17 protein-coding genes are annotated in these 16,066 nt (G+C 61.3%); all 17 read left to right on the forward strand.

Annotation, left to right across the window (positions count from 1 at the left end; genetic code table 11):
* The 17 genes from R2J76_RS07920 (at position 1) to R2J76_RS08000 (ending at position 16,064) form a co-directional block, all read left to right on the forward strand.
* Positions 1-381 carry a hypothetical protein gene (locus R2J76_RS07920; RefSeq protein WP_316415293.1) on the forward strand — a complete coding sequence of 127 codons (381 nt, stop codon included), beginning with the start codon at positions 1-3 and terminating at the stop codon, positions 379-381.
* 95 nt (positions 382-476) lie between these two features.
* Positions 477-1,259 carry a hypothetical protein gene (locus R2J76_RS07925; RefSeq protein WP_316415294.1) on the forward strand — a complete coding sequence of 261 codons (783 nt, stop codon included), beginning with the start codon at positions 477-479 and terminating at the stop codon, positions 1,257-1,259.
* Between the two features lie 12 nt (positions 1,260-1,271).
* Positions 1,272-2,408, forward strand: coding sequence for a P22 phage major capsid protein family protein (locus R2J76_RS07930; protein ID WP_316415295.1), 1,137 nt, complete (start codon positions 1,272-1,274; stop codon positions 2,406-2,408).
* A 51-nt stretch (positions 2,409-2,459) separates the two neighbouring features.
* A complete protein-coding gene (locus tag R2J76_RS07935) occupies positions 2,460-2,753 on the forward strand; it encodes a hypothetical protein (protein ID WP_316415296.1) in 294 nt (97 codons plus the stop codon).
* Position 2,754: 1 nt separating this feature from the next.
* Complete coding sequence (locus R2J76_RS07940; RefSeq protein ID WP_316415297.1) at positions 2,755-3,237, forward strand: DnaT-like ssDNA-binding protein; 483 nt, start codon at positions 2,755-2,757, stop codon at positions 3,235-3,237.
* Positions 3,234-3,620 carry a hypothetical protein gene (locus R2J76_RS07945; RefSeq protein ID WP_316415298.1) on the forward strand — a complete coding sequence of 129 codons (387 nt, stop codon included), beginning with the start codon at positions 3,234-3,236 and terminating at the stop codon, positions 3,618-3,620. Before R2J76_RS07940 ends, R2J76_RS07945 begins: the two co-directional genes overlap by 4 nt.
* Complete coding sequence (locus R2J76_RS07950) at positions 3,617-4,012, forward strand: hypothetical protein (RefSeq protein ID WP_316415299.1); 396 nt, start codon at positions 3,617-3,619, stop codon at positions 4,010-4,012. Before R2J76_RS07945 ends, R2J76_RS07950 begins: the two co-directional genes overlap by 4 nt.
* Positions 4,009-4,410, forward strand: coding sequence for a phage tail terminator-like protein (locus R2J76_RS07955; RefSeq protein WP_316415301.1), 402 nt, complete (start codon positions 4,009-4,011; stop codon positions 4,408-4,410). Before R2J76_RS07950 ends, R2J76_RS07955 begins: the two co-directional genes overlap by 4 nt.
* A gap of 3 nt (positions 4,411-4,413) precedes the next feature.
* Positions 4,414-5,550, forward strand: coding sequence for a phage tail tube protein (locus R2J76_RS07960; protein WP_316415302.1), 1,137 nt, complete (start codon positions 4,414-4,416; stop codon positions 5,548-5,550).
* An 8-nt stretch (positions 5,551-5,558) separates the two neighbouring features.
* A complete protein-coding gene (locus R2J76_RS07965) occupies positions 5,559-5,921 on the forward strand; it encodes a hypothetical protein (RefSeq protein ID WP_316415303.1) in 363 nt (120 codons plus the stop codon).
* Between the two features lie 104 nt (positions 5,922-6,025).
* Positions 6,026-6,262 (forward strand): phage tail assembly chaperone, encoded by a 237-nt coding sequence (locus R2J76_RS07970; protein WP_449405579.1) that lies wholly within the window; start codon positions 6,026-6,028, stop codon positions 6,260-6,262.
* Position 6,263: 1 nt separating this feature from the next.
* Positions 6,264-9,134: a phage tail tape measure C-terminal domain-containing protein gene (locus tag R2J76_RS07975; protein ID WP_316415305.1), complete on the forward strand. Its 2,871-nt coding sequence runs from the start codon at positions 6,264-6,266 to the stop codon at positions 9,132-9,134.
* Positions 9,134-9,472 (forward strand): phage tail protein, encoded by a 339-nt coding sequence (locus R2J76_RS07980; RefSeq protein WP_316415306.1) that lies wholly within the window; start codon positions 9,134-9,136, stop codon positions 9,470-9,472. Before R2J76_RS07975 ends, R2J76_RS07980 begins: the two co-directional genes overlap by 1 nt.
* Positions 9,469-10,107 (forward strand): phage minor tail protein L, encoded by a 639-nt coding sequence (locus R2J76_RS07985; RefSeq protein ID WP_316415307.1) that lies wholly within the window; start codon positions 9,469-9,471, stop codon positions 10,105-10,107. The genes R2J76_RS07980 and R2J76_RS07985 overlap by 4 nt, the downstream gene beginning before the upstream one ends.
* Positions 10,104-10,769 (forward strand): C40 family peptidase, encoded by a 666-nt coding sequence (locus R2J76_RS07990; protein WP_316415308.1) that lies wholly within the window; start codon positions 10,104-10,106, stop codon positions 10,767-10,769. Before R2J76_RS07985 ends, R2J76_RS07990 begins: the two co-directional genes overlap by 4 nt.
* Positions 10,766-11,413 carry a tail assembly protein gene (locus R2J76_RS07995; RefSeq protein WP_316415309.1) on the forward strand — a complete coding sequence of 216 codons (648 nt, stop codon included), beginning with the start codon at positions 10,766-10,768 and terminating at the stop codon, positions 11,411-11,413. Before R2J76_RS07990 ends, R2J76_RS07995 begins: the two co-directional genes overlap by 4 nt.
* A gap of 1 nt (position 11,414) precedes the next feature.
* Positions 11,415-16,064: a host specificity protein J gene (locus R2J76_RS08000; protein ID WP_316415310.1), complete on the forward strand. Its 4,650-nt coding sequence runs from the start codon at positions 11,415-11,417 to the stop codon at positions 16,062-16,064.
* Positions 16,065-16,066 lie beyond the last annotated feature (2 nt).

Raw genomic sequence — 16,066 nt, forward strand, 5'->3', positions numbered from 1 at the left:
ATGCAGGTGATCCGGGTTCCGCTCTACGGGTTCAAACTGCACATCTCCTTGGACATTGGGGAGGCAAGCGACTTCATCCAGGCCCATTCCCCTCTCCAGGAGGAAGCCCTGTCCGATATGGCGGGCATCTCGCACTCGTTCCTGGACAAGGCGGGAATCCGATGGTGGATCCTGGGCATTTTTGACGGGACCTACAACACCGTGGCCCACGAAGCGACCCACATAGCCTGGAAGATCCTGGAAACCTGCGGCGTCAAGATTAGTCCCACCAACCACGAAGCGATGGCTTACCTAGTTGGCTGGATCGTTGACGAGGTGCTGATGCTCTTCCCGGAATTGGTCCCTACGCCGGATCAGATGCGGGGATCGGGTCTGGTCTGAAAACACGTTTTCCACTCCAACGCCCGTAGAGTGGACAGGCCAGGAACCAACCTCTAAATGTGCCCAGGGAATGGGCCTTTAGGGGAGATCCCAGCATGACCAAGATCAGGCTCAAGTCCCTGGACGGATTGGACGCCGAAAGCGCCGCCCTCTTCAAGAAGGCGGATGACGGGATGTTCGAATACGAACCCGAGGACGTGACCGGCCTCAAGTCCGCGCTCGAAAAGGAGCGCACGAACAGCAAGAAATACGAGCCCCTGGCCAAGGCGTGGGAAAAGCTCGGGAAGACGCCGGAAGAGATTTCCGCCCTTCTGGAGCGCGAGAAAGACCTGGAGAAGAAGAAGGAAGAACTGGAACTCCAGGACGCTCTCAAGAAGGGCGAATACCAGAAGGTGCTGGACGGCGAGGCCAAGAAGCGGGAGCAGATGGCCGCAGCCCACAAGGCAGACCTGGAAGCCGCCAACGGCACCGCCATGCGCTACAAGTCGGCGCTGGAGAAATACCTCATCGAAGCCCAGGCCACGGCGGCGATCACCGAAGCCAAGGGCGTCCCCCAGCTCCTCATGCCCCATGTCCTGGGGCGTGTGAAGGTCCTGGAACAGGATGGGAAGTTCACGGTTCAGATCCTCGATCCGGTTGGCAACCCCCTGGTTGCCGGTGCCGGTGGTGAACCCGCGACCTTCAAACACCTCCTGGATGGCTTCAAGGCCGATCCGATCTTCGGTCGTGCCTTCGAAGGCACCAACGCCTCGGGAGGAGGCGCCCCGCACACCAAGTCCAACCCCGGCGCCAAAACCATGACCCGCGCCTCCTTCGACCAACTCACGCCCACAGACCGTTCCGCCTTCATGAAGGACGGCGGAAGTCTGACCGACTAAAGGATTCCTGCGATGTCCAACACCCTGACCAACCTCATCCCCGTCATGTATGCCGCCCTCGATATCGTGGCCGCTGAGCCCCTGGGCTTCATCCCCGCCGTCGAGATCGACGCCAAGGCTTCCCAGGCCGCCGTTGGCCAGATCGTGACCACGCCCGTCACCCCCGCCGCCAGCACCGGTGACATCGTCGCTGGCCAGCTCCCCCCCGACGATGGCGACCAGAACATCGGCAACACCACCATGACCATCCAGAAGTCCAAGTATTCCCCCATCCGCTGGAGCGGGGAGGAACTGAAGGGCTTCGAGCAGAGTGGCACCTACAAGGATGTCCTGGCCCAGCAGCTCGCCCAGTCCTTCCGTGCCCTCCGCAACCTGGTGGAAACCGACCTCGCCGGTCTGGCCGTGAGCGCCTCCCGCGCCACCGGCACCGCCGGAACCACCCCCTTCGCCACCGACCTGAGCGACCCCGCGAACCTCCGCAAGATCCTCCAGGACAACGGCGCCCCCCTGTCCGATCTCCAGCTCGTCATCAACACTGCCGCTGGCGCCAAGCTCCGGACCCTGGGCCAGCTCACCAAGGCGAACGAGGCGGGCACCACCAGCATGCGCGAGAGCGGCATCCTCCTGGACATCCACGGCTTCAAGATCCGTGAGTCCGCCAAGGTCGGCTCCATCGCCGCCGGAACGGGCGCGGGCTACCTGGTGAACAACGTCGCTGGCTACGCGATTGGCGCCACCGCCATCGCGGTCGATACCGGCGCCGGAACGGTCAAGGCCGGGAACGTGGTCACTTTCGCGGGCGATACCAACAAGTATATCGCCGCTGCCGATCTGGCCGGTGGTGTGCTCACCCTCGCCGCCCCCGGTCTGCTCCAGGCCGTGGCCGACAACGCCGCCATCACCGTGGGCGCCACCTTCACCGGCAACATGGGCTTCGAACGCGCCGCGATCAAGCTCCTGACTCGCACCCCCGCCATGCCCGAAGAGGGCGATGACGCGGATGACGTCTACAACCTGACGGACCCCTTCTCCGGCCTCACCTTCCAGATCGCCAAATACAAGCTCTACCGGCGCATCAAGTATGAGGTGGGCCTGGCCTGGGGCGTCAAGGCGCTCAAGTCCGAATTCATCGCCGATCTGCTCGGCTAGTCGCAATCATCCCGGGGGTTTTCGGACCCCCGGGCTTCATTCGGATGAGCCATGACCGAAGCCCTGCAAGCGCCTGTTCTCACCCCCATGGTGTGGTTATGGGAAGACACGGGCGGTCCCCGAACCGCCGATGTGCATCCCGACGAAGTGCAGAACTTCATCCATGCCGGCTGGGCGATTGCTGAGTCCAAGGAAGGCGAAAAGTCCCTTGACGACATGAAGGCCGGGGAACTCATCGCCTATGCCGAGTCCAACAACCTGGACATCGGCGGTCTGGTCTTCCAGGCGGGCAAGGAAAAGATCCTCGCAGCGGTGAAGGAAGCCCGCACCAAGAAGGCCAACTAGCATGGCTCTCACCACCACCCCCGGCGCGTCCGACGCGGATACCATGGCCTCCCTCGCAGAGGCCTTGGATCACATCGCCACGTTGACCGCTGCGCAGTCCAAGGGGTGGCCCACGGATGTCCCAAGCCAGGAAGCGGCGCTGAAACAGGGCGCCCGCAAGATGAACGCGCTCGACTACAAGGGCTCTCGCGTGGCCTCGGAAGAGGCCCAGCCGATGCCCTTCCCTCGTGTGGGGATCTATGATCGGAGCGGGTTCCCCATCCCCTCCGATGTGGTCCCCATGGCGGTCAAACGTGCCCAGATCGAACTTTCCATCTGGCTCTGGCTCAAGAACCGCAACACGGACGCCGCCCCGTCCCGGCTCAAAGTGGGCTCCCTGGAAATCGAAGGGCAGACCACCCAAGCCTTCCCCGATCACGTTCTCGCTTACCTCGCCCCGTATCTCAACAGCTACGGGTCCAGCGTCATGTTGGTGCGTGGATGAGCGGGCACGGGGAAGTCCTCCAGCAAGCGGCTTTCGACGCCATCGAAGACAACGGCGAGCCCATCACCCTCGTTCGCGTGGTGACGGGGACGCCAGATCCGGTGACGGGCGAGGCCGCGCAGACGCGGAAGGAACAGACGGTGCAGGCCATCGTCGCCAAGGCGTCCGGTGGTGTCATTCAGGCGTTCGACAACCGCCTGGAGAAGGGCACCCTCATTGAAACCCACCTGCGGGCGGTCATGGTCGCCGGCCTGGGCCTGAAGTTCGACCCCATGCCGGGGGACAAGGCCGAATTCGATGATTCCGTCTGGACTGTTCTTGGAACCACCCCGGAACGGGCCGAAGGGCTCAACATCACGTTCAACCTCACGGTGCAGCGATGAGTTGCGCCAATGACATCCGCGCCTTCCAGAAGAAGACGGGAATCACTGCAAACCGGTTCGTCCGCAAGGTGATTTACGACTTCCTGAGCGAACTGGTTCTCCTGACGCCAGTGGACACCGGCTGGGCTCGTTCCAACTGGTTCGCCGGGGACGAGCGGATGGTCAACATTGACCAGACCCGAGCCAAGAGCGGAGGGCCGTCCCTGTCCCGCTGCGCAACCTACGTTTCTGGCCTCCGGGCGGGTGGCATCACCTACCTTTCCAACAATGTCCCCTACATCATACCTCTGGAGTATGGCCATTCAACCCAGGCTCCTGCCGGGATGGCGCGTGTCGCCGTTGACCGCTGGAACAAGATTTTCCTGAAGTCGCTGGCAGAGGTGGTGCGATGAGCATCAACCTTTGCCGTGCTGCGGGCGAGATCCAGTTGAAGGCTCTTCCCGGGCTGGATCCCGCGCTCGTTGCGCTGCCTGGAATCGCATTCACCAAGCCCAGTCCTGCCGTCCTCTTCTTTCGGTATGACTTCATCCCAACTGGATCCTGGAGGGCGCTTGGAGATCCCAGCAAGCGGTTTTACCGGGGCATCTTTCAGATCACCCCATGTGCCCCCGCTGGCAAAGGGCTTGCGGCTCTCACCATGGCGGTCGATGCCGTCATTGCCCAATTTGGGCACCAACGCCTTATCCAGGGCGGCGTAACGCTCGACACCGAAGACGCTAATCCGGGACCTGTCAACACCGAAACCGACTGGGTTTCCTGCCCTGTCTCCATCGCTTTTGAAACGAGGTGATCCATGCAAATTACCTACATCCCCGAAACCACGCTGAACACGACCCCGAGCACTCCGGTTGGGATCACCCTGCGTTGCACGGATTACGATTCCAACATCTCCATCCCCAACGTGGAATCCAATGAGATCCGCACGGATCGTCAGCGGTCCCCCGGCGCGATGGGTGCCCCCGAAGCCTCGCCTTCGATCAAGGGTGAACTCAGCTACGCCACCCTGGACGACTTCCTTGCGGCGGCTCTGGGGGCCACCTGGAGCCCCAGCCTGGCCTCTGTGAATCTCGCCGTGGATGGCAGCGCGAAGACCATCACCCGGGCTACGGGAGATTTCGTGGCTGATGGGTTCGCCATTGGGCATACCGTCACCATGGCGGGGTTCACCAACGGCGGCAACAACAGTTCCCAGACCATCACCAACGTAACCACGACTGTCCTGACCTTCAGCGGCGCTACGGGTCTAGTGACTGAAACCTCCGCAGCGGGGCGCACGATCACCGGAAATACCCTCAAGGTGGGCGGAACCTCCGTCACGCCCAAGAGCGTCACCTTGGAGCACAAGGATCAGAGCACTTCGACCACCAAATACCAACCCATGACGGGCGTGGTCGTGAACAAGCTCGGACTCTCTGGAGCCCTCAAGGAAACCGTCCAGTATTCCCTGGAACTCCTGGCCATGACGGTTGGGACCATGACGGCCTCCACCCTGTTCTCCAGCATCGGGGCCGCGAACACCAATCCCGTTTTCGGGAACGTCATCGGAAGTCTCAAGCTCAATGCCGTCTCCATGCCCAACGTCACGAAGTGGAGCATGGACTTCGACAATAGCTCCGAAGTAGGCCGGGTCTGTTTCAGCACCGCCGCGCACAACGCGACCCAGAAGGCCGTAAAGATCACCGGCACCCTAGAAGTCTACTTCGCGGATCACACGCAGTCCGACCGCTACGCCGCCGGAACCGAATTCCCCCTCTCCCTGACCCTCGGTGATGGGGCCAGCAAGAGCTACGTCATCGACTGCGGACGGGCCAAGATCACCGACCGCAAGAACCCCGAAAAGGACGGCGTCCGCATCGAGACGCTGACCTATGAAGCCTATGTGCCGCTTACCGGCACGGCCACAGCCTGTTTCATCACCCGCAAGCCCTAGGAGTCACCGTGGATCTCAGCAAAGTCAAAGCCGTCGATAGCGTCATCGTCAAGCCGGATCATCCCGCCCTGCTTGGGGTCGAGATCACGCTGGCTGGAGCCGTTCATCCCGCCACCAAGAAGGCGGAACGCGACCGTGCCGATGCCATGGTCAAGGGTCGCAAGATCGCACGTGGCGATGAGCGTGAGGCCATCCAGAACGCTTACATCGCGGCCCGCATCATCGGTTGGACGGGGATCGAATGGGAAGGGGAGGCGCTTCCCTACTCGCCCGAAAACGCCCTGATGCTCGTGTCGAATCCCAATCTCGCAATCCTCCGCGAAGCCATCGTGGCCGAGATGGGGAACGACGAAGTTTTTTTCAAGGTCTAGAGGCCGAGGCTTTCGATGCCGCGTGTCGCCTGTTCCGACTATCAGAACCCGATGCGGACGGGCTCACGCTGGCAGAGAAAGGGGCCTATCTGGATGAAGCGGGGATTCATCCCGACTTCATGGATGGTCCCGAAATGCCCGAGCAAGCCGAACGCGCATGGGCATGGTTCCGCGACCTCAGTAAACGAAGACCTCGGGGATTCGATGCCAGCCCGCTCCAGTGGTCCGACATTGACGCCTACTTCACCCGCATGGAAATAACCACCCGCCCATGGGAAATCCGTCTGATTTGCGCTTTTGACGATGCCTTCCTGAACCGAGCTGCGACGAAGGAGAAGTGAAATGCCAGACCTCGCAAGGCTCACAATCGCCGTTGACCATACCCAGGTTGCCGAGGGTGACAAGAAACTTGGTGCCCTGGCGACCACTGCCGACCGCGCCGAAGCAAGCCTTGCCAAGATGGGCCGCGTCATGGCGGGTCTCGGTGTCGTGGCTGGCCTTGGCATTGCCGCGAAACAGGTCTACAGCACTAACGCGGAATTCGAGCGGCTGAATACCTCCCTGGTCACGGTCATGAAGAGCCAGGCTCGGGCCAACCAGGTGTTCGGAGAATTGACGGACTTCGCGGCCAAGACTCCATTCCAGTTGGGGGAAGTCACCAGTGCCTACATCATGATGCGGGCCCGTGGTCTTGATCCCACGATGACCACCATGACCAGCCTGGGCAACCTAGCTTCGGGCATGGGACGTTCGTTCCAGGACACCATCGGGGCCGTAGGTTCTCTCGCTGCGGGCGAGATTGAGCCCATGAAGCAACTCGGGTTCTCGGTCATGACCATCGGTGATCAGGTGCGCCTTTCCTCGGGCGGCGTATCGGAAACCGTCTCCAGAAATGCCTACGAAATTTCAAAGGCCGTGGCCCGCATCTCGGATGTGAAGTTTGCCGGCGGTATGGAGCGGCAGATCGAGACGTTAGGCGGCGCGTTCTCCAACCTCCAGGACCAAGTCAGCGCCTCCATCTACAAGATGGGCCAGGGCGGATTCAATGAGAACGTTCGGGTGGGCATGCAAGAGCTTACCCGGAGCATCAGCGATGCCACGCCCGCCGCAACGGCATTTTTCACCAGCGTTGTTTCGGGGTCCGTCGATTCCGTGAAGTGGCTTGGGGAGCATCGAAACGCCGTGCTGTCCCTTGGATCAGCTTACCTGACCCTTCGAGCTGGGCTTGCCTACGGATCGGTGGTTTCAGAATTCGGGAGCCCCAAGACGGGTTCGGATGCTGGCCTTGGGTCAAAGTTGCGTGGGATGACCGACTATCTCCAGAGCCTCAAAATGGCTCGTATCGAGAGCGTAGCCTACGCAGAAAACGAAGTCCGAAACACGGCGATCACGCTTGCTTCCGCCCAGGCCCAGCGGTCCAAAGCGACGGCCATTGCGGTTGGAACCGCATCCGCATTCGAGGCGGCGGCAGTCCAGCGGATGATTGCACTCCAAGAGGCCCAGGTGACGGCGGCGACCGAAGCCCACACGGTTGCCCTCGCCAAGCAAGCCCTTGCCCAGAGGGCGAACACGGTTGCCGCTGGTGCTGGCAGCCTTGCCACAACAGGGTTCAAGACAATCGTGACCGCCCTTGGTGGCCCCATTTCGGCCACCGTGACGGCCCTGGTAGCGGCTGGAACCGCTGCCTACTTCTTCCGCGACAGTTTTAAATCCTCTGCGACGTCAGCACTGGAAGAGAGCAAGAAACTGACGGAGCAACTCGACAAGGAATTGATTGCCCTCAAGGAACGGAACAAGGCCCGCGCCGAAGGGAAGAACTACATCATAGGGGCTGGTGACGCCGATATTCAGTCAATCGTCAGCATGCGGAACCAGGTTGCCGAGGCCGAACAGCGCGTTGCGGCCCTCAAGGCAAATCTGGCAACTGCTTCCAGGACTTCCAGCGGCTCCGTCTACGGTGGTGATTCTGGAGAAACTGAATTCGAGCGCATCACTGCTGAACTAGATCAGGAGAACGCCACGCTCACGCGCCTGAATGCTTCCCTGACGCAGCATGTGAACAGGCTCAAGGCGGTCCAGGTCGAGAAACAGGCCGCATCCGATGCCGCTGCCGAAGCCAGCCGGAAAGAATCCGAGGCACAGGCAAAGAAGGCCAAGGAAGAGATGGCGGCCCAGTTGCGAGCCCAGGAAGCGCAAAAGCTTGTGGAGGAGCACAAGACCTCCGTGCGTGACCTGACAAAGAAGAATATTGTCGGCCTTGCGGAACTTCAGATGCCGTTCGGCGGTGCTGCCACCAGTGAAATCGAACGGTCTATCGCTGAACTATACGCTAACGCCAAGCGCCTGAAATACACCGCGTCAGAGATGAGGCTAGTGGATGAACAGGTTCGGCAGATGCGGGAGAAGGCCAGCGGGAAGTTGAATTACCAAGCCGCTGAAGATTCACGCGCCGACGAACAAAAGCGACTCCGTGATTCGCTGGATCTTCAGTATGCCCAGGCCAAGGCCGCTGAAAACTTCATGTTCGCGGAAGCCGATGCTGCAACCCGCCTGCGGGATGAGGATGCGAAGTTGTCAGCTCAAAAGGCGGTCTTGAACCAGCTCTACCAAGATGGCAATGTCACGATGCCGGAATACCGTGATCGCATGATGGAGTTGGAACGTCAGGCCCACATCATGACGGGGACGTTCGGGGACCTCCGCGACACCATCAACAATTGGGCATCCGATAGCGCCAATTCGTTTGTTGATTTCTGCTTTACAGGCAAGAACGCATTCGGGGATCTGATCACATCCATGCTGAAGGACTTGGCCCGTCTTGCGGTTCAGAAAAACATCACAGAGCCTTTGTTTGCTGGTTTCTCATCCTGGCTCGGGAGTCTTGGTGGCGGCGGGAATGATTTCACGCCAACGCTCTCCACCGTGAACGTTCCTCCATTGGCCACCGGAACCAACTACGTCCCCCAGGACATGCTGGCCCTGATCCATGAGGGTGAGGCGGTCGTGCCTAAGCAATACAACACGGGCGCAACGGGTGCGGTCCAGAACCTCACCGTCCAGATCAACATCGACCGCAGCGGATCAGCCACCACCACGACCAAGGGCGAGGATGACGCGATGAGCAAGCGGCTCATTGAGCGCATGCGCGGCGTGGCCCAGGAAGAACTCTACAACGCGCAGCGGGCCGGCGGAATGATGGCGGGGGGTAGGTGATGGCGGCGTTCACGTATATCCCCGACTGGGGACCCGATCCCAGCCTTGAACCTGCAACGCGCACCGTGAATCTTGGAGACGGGTATGAGCAGCGGAGCAATAAGGGGCTGAACCCCTACCTGCCTACCTGGAATCTGACCTTCTCCAAGCGAAGCCAGGGAGAGGCACAGGCCATCGCGGCGTGGTTCATTGCGAATACCGCGAACGTGACCGCCTTCACCTGGACGGCGCCTGACGGGGATACGGGCCTGTGGGTCGCCGACAAATGGACCCCCGCGAAGCCCGTGGACTACAACTCCTGGGCCGTGAGCGCCATCTTCCGCAAGGTGCCCGCATGACGCTGCCGTATTCGGAACTTCTCAGCCTCACGCCCTCGGCCAAAATCTACCTCTACGTCCTGGACGCAACCGGTATCGGTGGGGCTGTCTCCTACTTCTGCGCCTCGTCCACGGCGGCAGGCGCGAACATCGTGTGGCAGGGTGTGACCTACACCGCAATCCCGATCGAGGCCGAAGGGTTTGCCACCAACGCCAAGGGGACGCTTCCCCGGCCCAAGATCACCGTCTCCAACATCGGTGGCGTCGTCGGGGCCATGGTGCGTGACTTCAAAGACCTGGTGGGCGCCAAGCTCATCCGGAAGGTCACTTACGCCAAGCACCTGGACGGGATGCCCGGCGCGGATCCCAACCGGTGTATGCCGGATGAAATTTGGATCATCAATCAGAAGACCTCCGAGGTGCCCGAATCCATCACGTTTGAACTCATGGCCCCCATTGACGCGCAGGGGATGAAACTCCCACGTGGCATCATCCAGGCCACCACCTGCCGCTGGTCCAGCGAGAACACGGACGTTTGCCCCTACGTCATGACTTGTGACAAAGGACTGGCCACGGCCAACGGCTGCAAGGTCCACTACCCCACCGGCAACCTCCCCTTTGGCGCGTTCCCTGGAACGCAGTCGATCGGCTCATGACGCCGGAACTGCTTTCCCTGGTCCAGGCCCATGCGCGGGCGGAATTCCCGCGTGAGTCCTGCGGCCTGTTCGTCTGGGATGGGACCTGCAAGGCGGTCTATCGGCCCTGCCGGAACATCGCCAGCGAAGGGGAATTCGAGATTCACCCTGCGGACTGGGCAGATGCCGAAGATTCCGGGGTCATCATCGGCGTGGTCCACTCCCATCCCAGCGGGAAGGTCGAACCCTCCATGCAGGACAAGGCCGGTTGCCTCCGGTCCCAACTGCCCTGGTGGATCGTGACCCCCGAGGGGGAATGGACCCGGATGACCAATGCGCTTCCCCTTCAGGGACGGGTCTACGCCTGGGGTGTTCAGGACTGCTATTCCATCCTTCAGGACTGGTTCTCATTTCGAGGGATCACGCTTCCCGACTACATGAGGGACCCGGAAGACGGCCAGGACCACTACCGAACCCACTTCCAGGAATGCGGGTTCCAGGCGGTCAATTCTGACAGGCAGGTGGGGGATGTCCTGTTCTTCGGGAATCCCACCCATCATGCAGGCGTCTATGTCGGGGACGGGAGATTCCTGCACCACAGGGGAAAACAGCTTTCAAGGGTCGAAATGTTGGACGGCTACTGGCAACGGGAGCACTCGCTGACGGTCAGGAGGATGGCGTGAAACGCACGATTCTGCTCTACGGGGCCCTTCGGAAATTCGGGCGGAAGTTCGTCTTCGACGTGGATACCACCGCCGAAGCCATCAAGGCGCTTCGATCCCAGGTGAAGGGGTTCGAAGCCTACCTGCGGAACCACCTCCAAAACGATTTCTCGATCGTCCTGGACGGGGAAGCCCTGGACGAAGAAGGGCTCCAGTGGAACATGGGCAACGCCACCACCCTGAAGATCATCCCCGTGGTTTCGGGGGCAGACGGCGGGTTCCTGAAGGTTGTGGCGGGTTCCGTTCTGATTGTTGTTGGGAACATGTATCACCAGCAGTGGTTGATTGGCGTGGGTGCGTCCATGGCCCTTGGTGGCGTGGCTGAAATGCTGTCGGCAAACCCCGTCAACAACCCCTCCCTGAACTCCGAGAACCCCACTACCTATTCATTCGGATCCCCCCGCGTCACGACAGGGCAGGGCAAGCCGATTCCAATCGCCTACGGGGAATTGATCGTGGGCGGCCACCTCATCTCTGCGGGACGCCAGCCTGAATCCTGGCAGACCAACGGCATGGGCGGGATGGCTCCGGATGAAGTTGGAACCATGAGCGGGAACGGGGATACGTCCCCCTGGGTTTGGGCCCTTGCCCCTGTGAGCGCGTGATATGAGACGAATCGATTGGAACGGTGATCCTTCGAACCCGAATCCATTCCAGGACCCTGGACTTGCAGGGACCACCGGAACGGAGCGTGGGAAGACGCTCCAGATCCTCAGCGAAGGCCCCATCCAGGGCCTCTCGGATGGGCTGAAATCCGTCTACCTTGATGGGACCCCTGTCCAGGGTTCGGATGGGTCCTTCAACACGTCCAGCCTCGCCGTGGGCATGACCGCCGGGACGCTCACCCAGGTTCCCATCCCGGGTATTCAGGGCGTGGAGTCTGAAACGATCGTCAACACGCGGGTTTCCATTGCCTCGGGTGCCATACCCAGGACCATATCTACCTCTGGAATCACTGCCGTTCGGATCCGTCTTCGCTTTCCCCAGTTCCGGGGCGTGGACTCCACGACAGGGGCATCCTACAAAACGACCGTGACGCTCAAGATTGAGCGCCAGAGCGCGTCCTGGAATGGGGGCGCCTGGGAAGTCCTGGGCAATCTGGTCAATTCTGACAATCAGTCTTCGGCCTCCACTAAGGCATGGCGCATCGAACTCCCGGCGGCTGGACCCTGGACGATCCGAATCACGCGCCTCACGGCGGATTCAACTTCGGACTACCTCCAGAATGAAACCTGGTGGGACGCCTACACGGTCATCACGGATGCCAAGCTCTCCAATCCCTACATGGCGACCATCGCGGTTTCCATGGATTCCAAGCTGTTTTCGTCCATCCCGGAAGTCACGGCCAAGATCAAGGGTCGGATCATCAAGGTCCCGGCCAACTACACCCCCTCCACCCGGGCCTATGCGACCACCGGGACCGGGACCACGGGCGGGGGATGGGACGGCACGTTCAAACTGGCCTGGACCGACAACCCGGCCTGGATCTTCTACGACCTCTGCACGAATACCCGGTATGGGGCAGGGAACTACCTGAACGTCGCGGGCCTGGACAAGTGGGCGCTCTACACGATTGCCCAGTGGTGCGATGTCTTGGTGGACGATGGGAACGGCGGCACGGAACCGCGCTTCCGATGCTCCCTCTACATCCAGGGCCAGGACGAAGCCATCAAGATCCTTTCCGAACTGGCCTCGGTCTTCTGGGGGATCGTTTACTATGCGGGTGGAACGGTTTCGGCCCGTGCGGACGTGGATTCTGTGCCTGCCGCCCTCTACGTCAACGCGAACGTCGAAGATGGGCGCTTTGAATACACCGGCACCGCCTACAAGGCCCGGCACACCGCCGCGCTCGTGACGTGGTCGGATCCCAGCCTCGGCTATGCCTCTGCCGTGGAATACGTGGAGGATGCCGCGGGGATCGCCCGGTATGGCTACAACCCTGTTTCCGTCACTGCCGTTGGATGCACCTCCAAGGGACAGGCCCGGCGCTACGGCAAGCGGATCCTGGCCACGGAGCTGATGCAGACGGAAACGGTGGACTTCATCTCCCCCATGGAAGGGGCAGTATGCGTGCCTGGGGATATCATCCAGGTCCACGACAAGAACCGAGCCGGGAAAGGCAGGTGGGGCGGGCGCATCGTGTCGGCCACATCCACCTCCGTCACACTCGATGCCCCCGTCACCCTGGCCAGCGGGAAAACCTACACGCTCAAGGTGCGCCAGCCTGACGGGACGCTGGAAACCAGGACGGTCACGAACGCCGCAGGGACCTTTTCCACCCTCACGAGTGCAGCATGGACCCTGACGCCCACGGCCACCGCCGTCTGGATGCTCCAGGAGGGAACTACCGCATCCCTCTACCGAACTATTTCCATTGTGGAAAAGGATCCAGGACGCTTCGCCATCACGGCCTTGAGCCATGACCCCACGAAATACGCCCTCATCGAATCGAACCTCATTGCCGTGGGAACAACGGGCCCTTCCACCGCTGTCCCCGCCGTGACCGGCCTCGCGGCGGTCGAGTCGGTGCAAACCCTCACGGATCGGGTTTCCCACATCCTGACGGCCTCCTGGGGCCCCGCAACGGGTTCTTCCCCCACAGGCTACAACGCCGCGATCAGCCGGGAGTATGGGCCCTGGAACGACATGCCCGTCAGCGGGCTTTCTGCCGTGGCGTCCAACCTGGAGCCCGGGTCCTACCGGATCCGCGTCTTCGCGCTCTACGGGACCAGCCAATCCGCTTTTAACGAGGTATCGGCCACCGTCACGGATGGACCTGTCGGAAGCGCAGTCGGGGACCTCAACTCTCCCAATGCGTTGACCAACCTGGAAAAGGGTCTCCTGGTCCAGAAGTGGAACGACGAAGCCCAGACCAAGACCCAACTTGATGCTCAGGCTTCCACCTACACCGTCAGCGCCACCGCCTACGACAATGCCGTAGTCGCCCTCTCAACGGGCCTCATCGCTGCTGGCGCCCCTTCCAACTGGGCAACCTCATGGCCTGATGGGACCACGTTCACGGCAACGGGGATTGTAGGGTCCCTCTCCACCTGGTGGGCCAACATCGCCAGCACCAGGGCCGCACTTCAGGGCGCGATCAACGCCAAGATCGCTGTGAATGCTTCTAGCGATGCCACCACGAAGGCCAACGCGGCCCAGTCCGCCGCCATTGCCTCTGCCGCCACGGACGCCACGACGAAGGCGAACGCCGCCTATTCCTCAGCCGTGTCCTCAGCGGCGACGGATGCCACCACCAAGGCCCTGGACGCCATCAACAAGAGCCAGCTCCACGCCGTCGCCTGGGCCTCCAGCGCCCTCCCCACCCTCCCGAACGGGACCTACCCTGCGGGCTACCTCGCGCAGACCACGGACAACCGAAAGTTCCAGGTGAACGCAGCCGGGAACGCATGGGGGGAAATCACTCAGGCGGCCATCGGCATATTCGGGCAGGTTGTGGCTTCCCAGATGGTGCTGGCGAACCTGGACAACCTGATCCCCAACCCGACGAGTGAACAGGCCGCGCCAGCAGGTGGATGGCCAAGCGGAGCCTATGAAGCGGCGGCGCTCTACACCGGAAGCGCACGCACCGGGAACCAATGCCGATCCATTCTCTCAACGGGAACATCTGCGCAGCTCGTGGCCATCACCCCCGTCATCCCTTGCACCGTGGGGGACCAGGTTTATCTGTCCGCATGGATGCTGGTGAACCAGGCATCCGATTCCGGCCATGGCGGTTTCTATGTGTCCTTTACCAACGCAAACGGGAGCGAGGTAGCAGGGTATTGGATCTACGGGTCGGGCCTCAATTGGTCAAATTATGTCCAGGTTGCGACCAACCTCACGGCCCCGGGTGGTGCCGTGGGCTACCAGGTAACCATCGGATGCAACGGTGCCCCGTCTGGGTATCGCTATTATTGGGACGACTTCTACCTTCGCCGCATGGCCGATTCCAACCTCCTTGTGGATGGGGCCGTCACCGCGCAGAAGGTAGCCGCCAAGGCCATCCTTGCGCAGAACATGGTCCTTGCGAATCTGGACAACCTGATTCCCAACCCGAACAGCGAAGCCGCAGCCCCGTCTGGGGGATGGCCGTCCGGTGCGTGGGAGGCCGTGAATACGGTAGTCGGCGGCATCGGGGCTTCTCTCGCATGGGCGGGAACTGGTAGCAGGGTTTTCCCTGGAACGGGGAATTTCGTCCGGAATCAGATTGCAGAATTCCCCGCGAATGAAGGGGACCAGTATTATTTTGAGGCCCAGACCTATCAGGATCAGACCAATTCCAACGTTCTGGCCTCAATCTCAATCGACTTTTGCGATGCTTCGGGATCTCCCATCGGCACATCGCCGTCCGCCTCCAGGTCGGTGAATAGCGGATGGGTGAAACTGTCTTTTGGGTCCACCGCGGCCCCTTCTGGGACCGTCAAGGCCAAGGTTTACTTGGGTTCCCGCTCGAACGTGGGCTACTACGGGTCTTTCGATAACCTGTATTGTCGCCGCATGGCCGACGCCAACCTCATCGTGGACGGGGCCGTCACTGCCCAGAAACTTGAAGCCGTGCTGGCGATCCTGGGAATCATCAAAGATCCCAACTACATTCCGGGAAGCACGGGCAATGTCCCAACGGGGTTCAAACTGTCGGGCCCTGCCTTCACCACCACGTTCATCGACGGCACCACGGATGCCAACTGCCACATGGAGATGGCGGGGACAGGGAACTTCGGAGGCTACAAGGTCGCCACCGTGAACACCCGCGTATTCCAGACCTACAACCGAATCAGCAACGGCTTCTTCTACCGCAACCTCGCCCCCTGGGCTACCACCGCTGGACTCTTGGCCTACAACACCACCAGTAGCGGGACCGGAACCGGAAGCGCGATGCTGACGGTCACCGGCACGTTCCTTGGGGTCAACGACAGCCTCAGCCAAACCTTCATCTCGCCGGCCCTCCAGCCGGGGCAGACCGTGACCCTGGATTTCAAGACCGGATGGGCCACGAACAGCACCAGCGGCCTCTCCAACAGCTATGTGAAGGCCTACATCGTCAACCTCTCCACCGGCACGGAAACGCTCCTTGCCACCTACAACTACACCCACAGCGGCCAGAGCCTCGCCTGGACCCAGCGAAGCGTCTCAATCACCTCGTATGTGAGCGCGGGAGGGGAGTTCGGGATCCGGCTGGAGTGCGATGTCGAGGACAACAACAGCACCACGAAGACCGCATCCCTCTATGTGGATGAGGTAAAGGTCATCATTTAGGA

The sequence above is a fragment of the Mesoterricola silvestris genome (assembly GCF_030295405.1).
Classification (GTDB): domain Bacteria; phylum Acidobacteriota; class Holophagae; order Holophagales; family Holophagaceae; genus Mesoterricola; species Mesoterricola silvestris.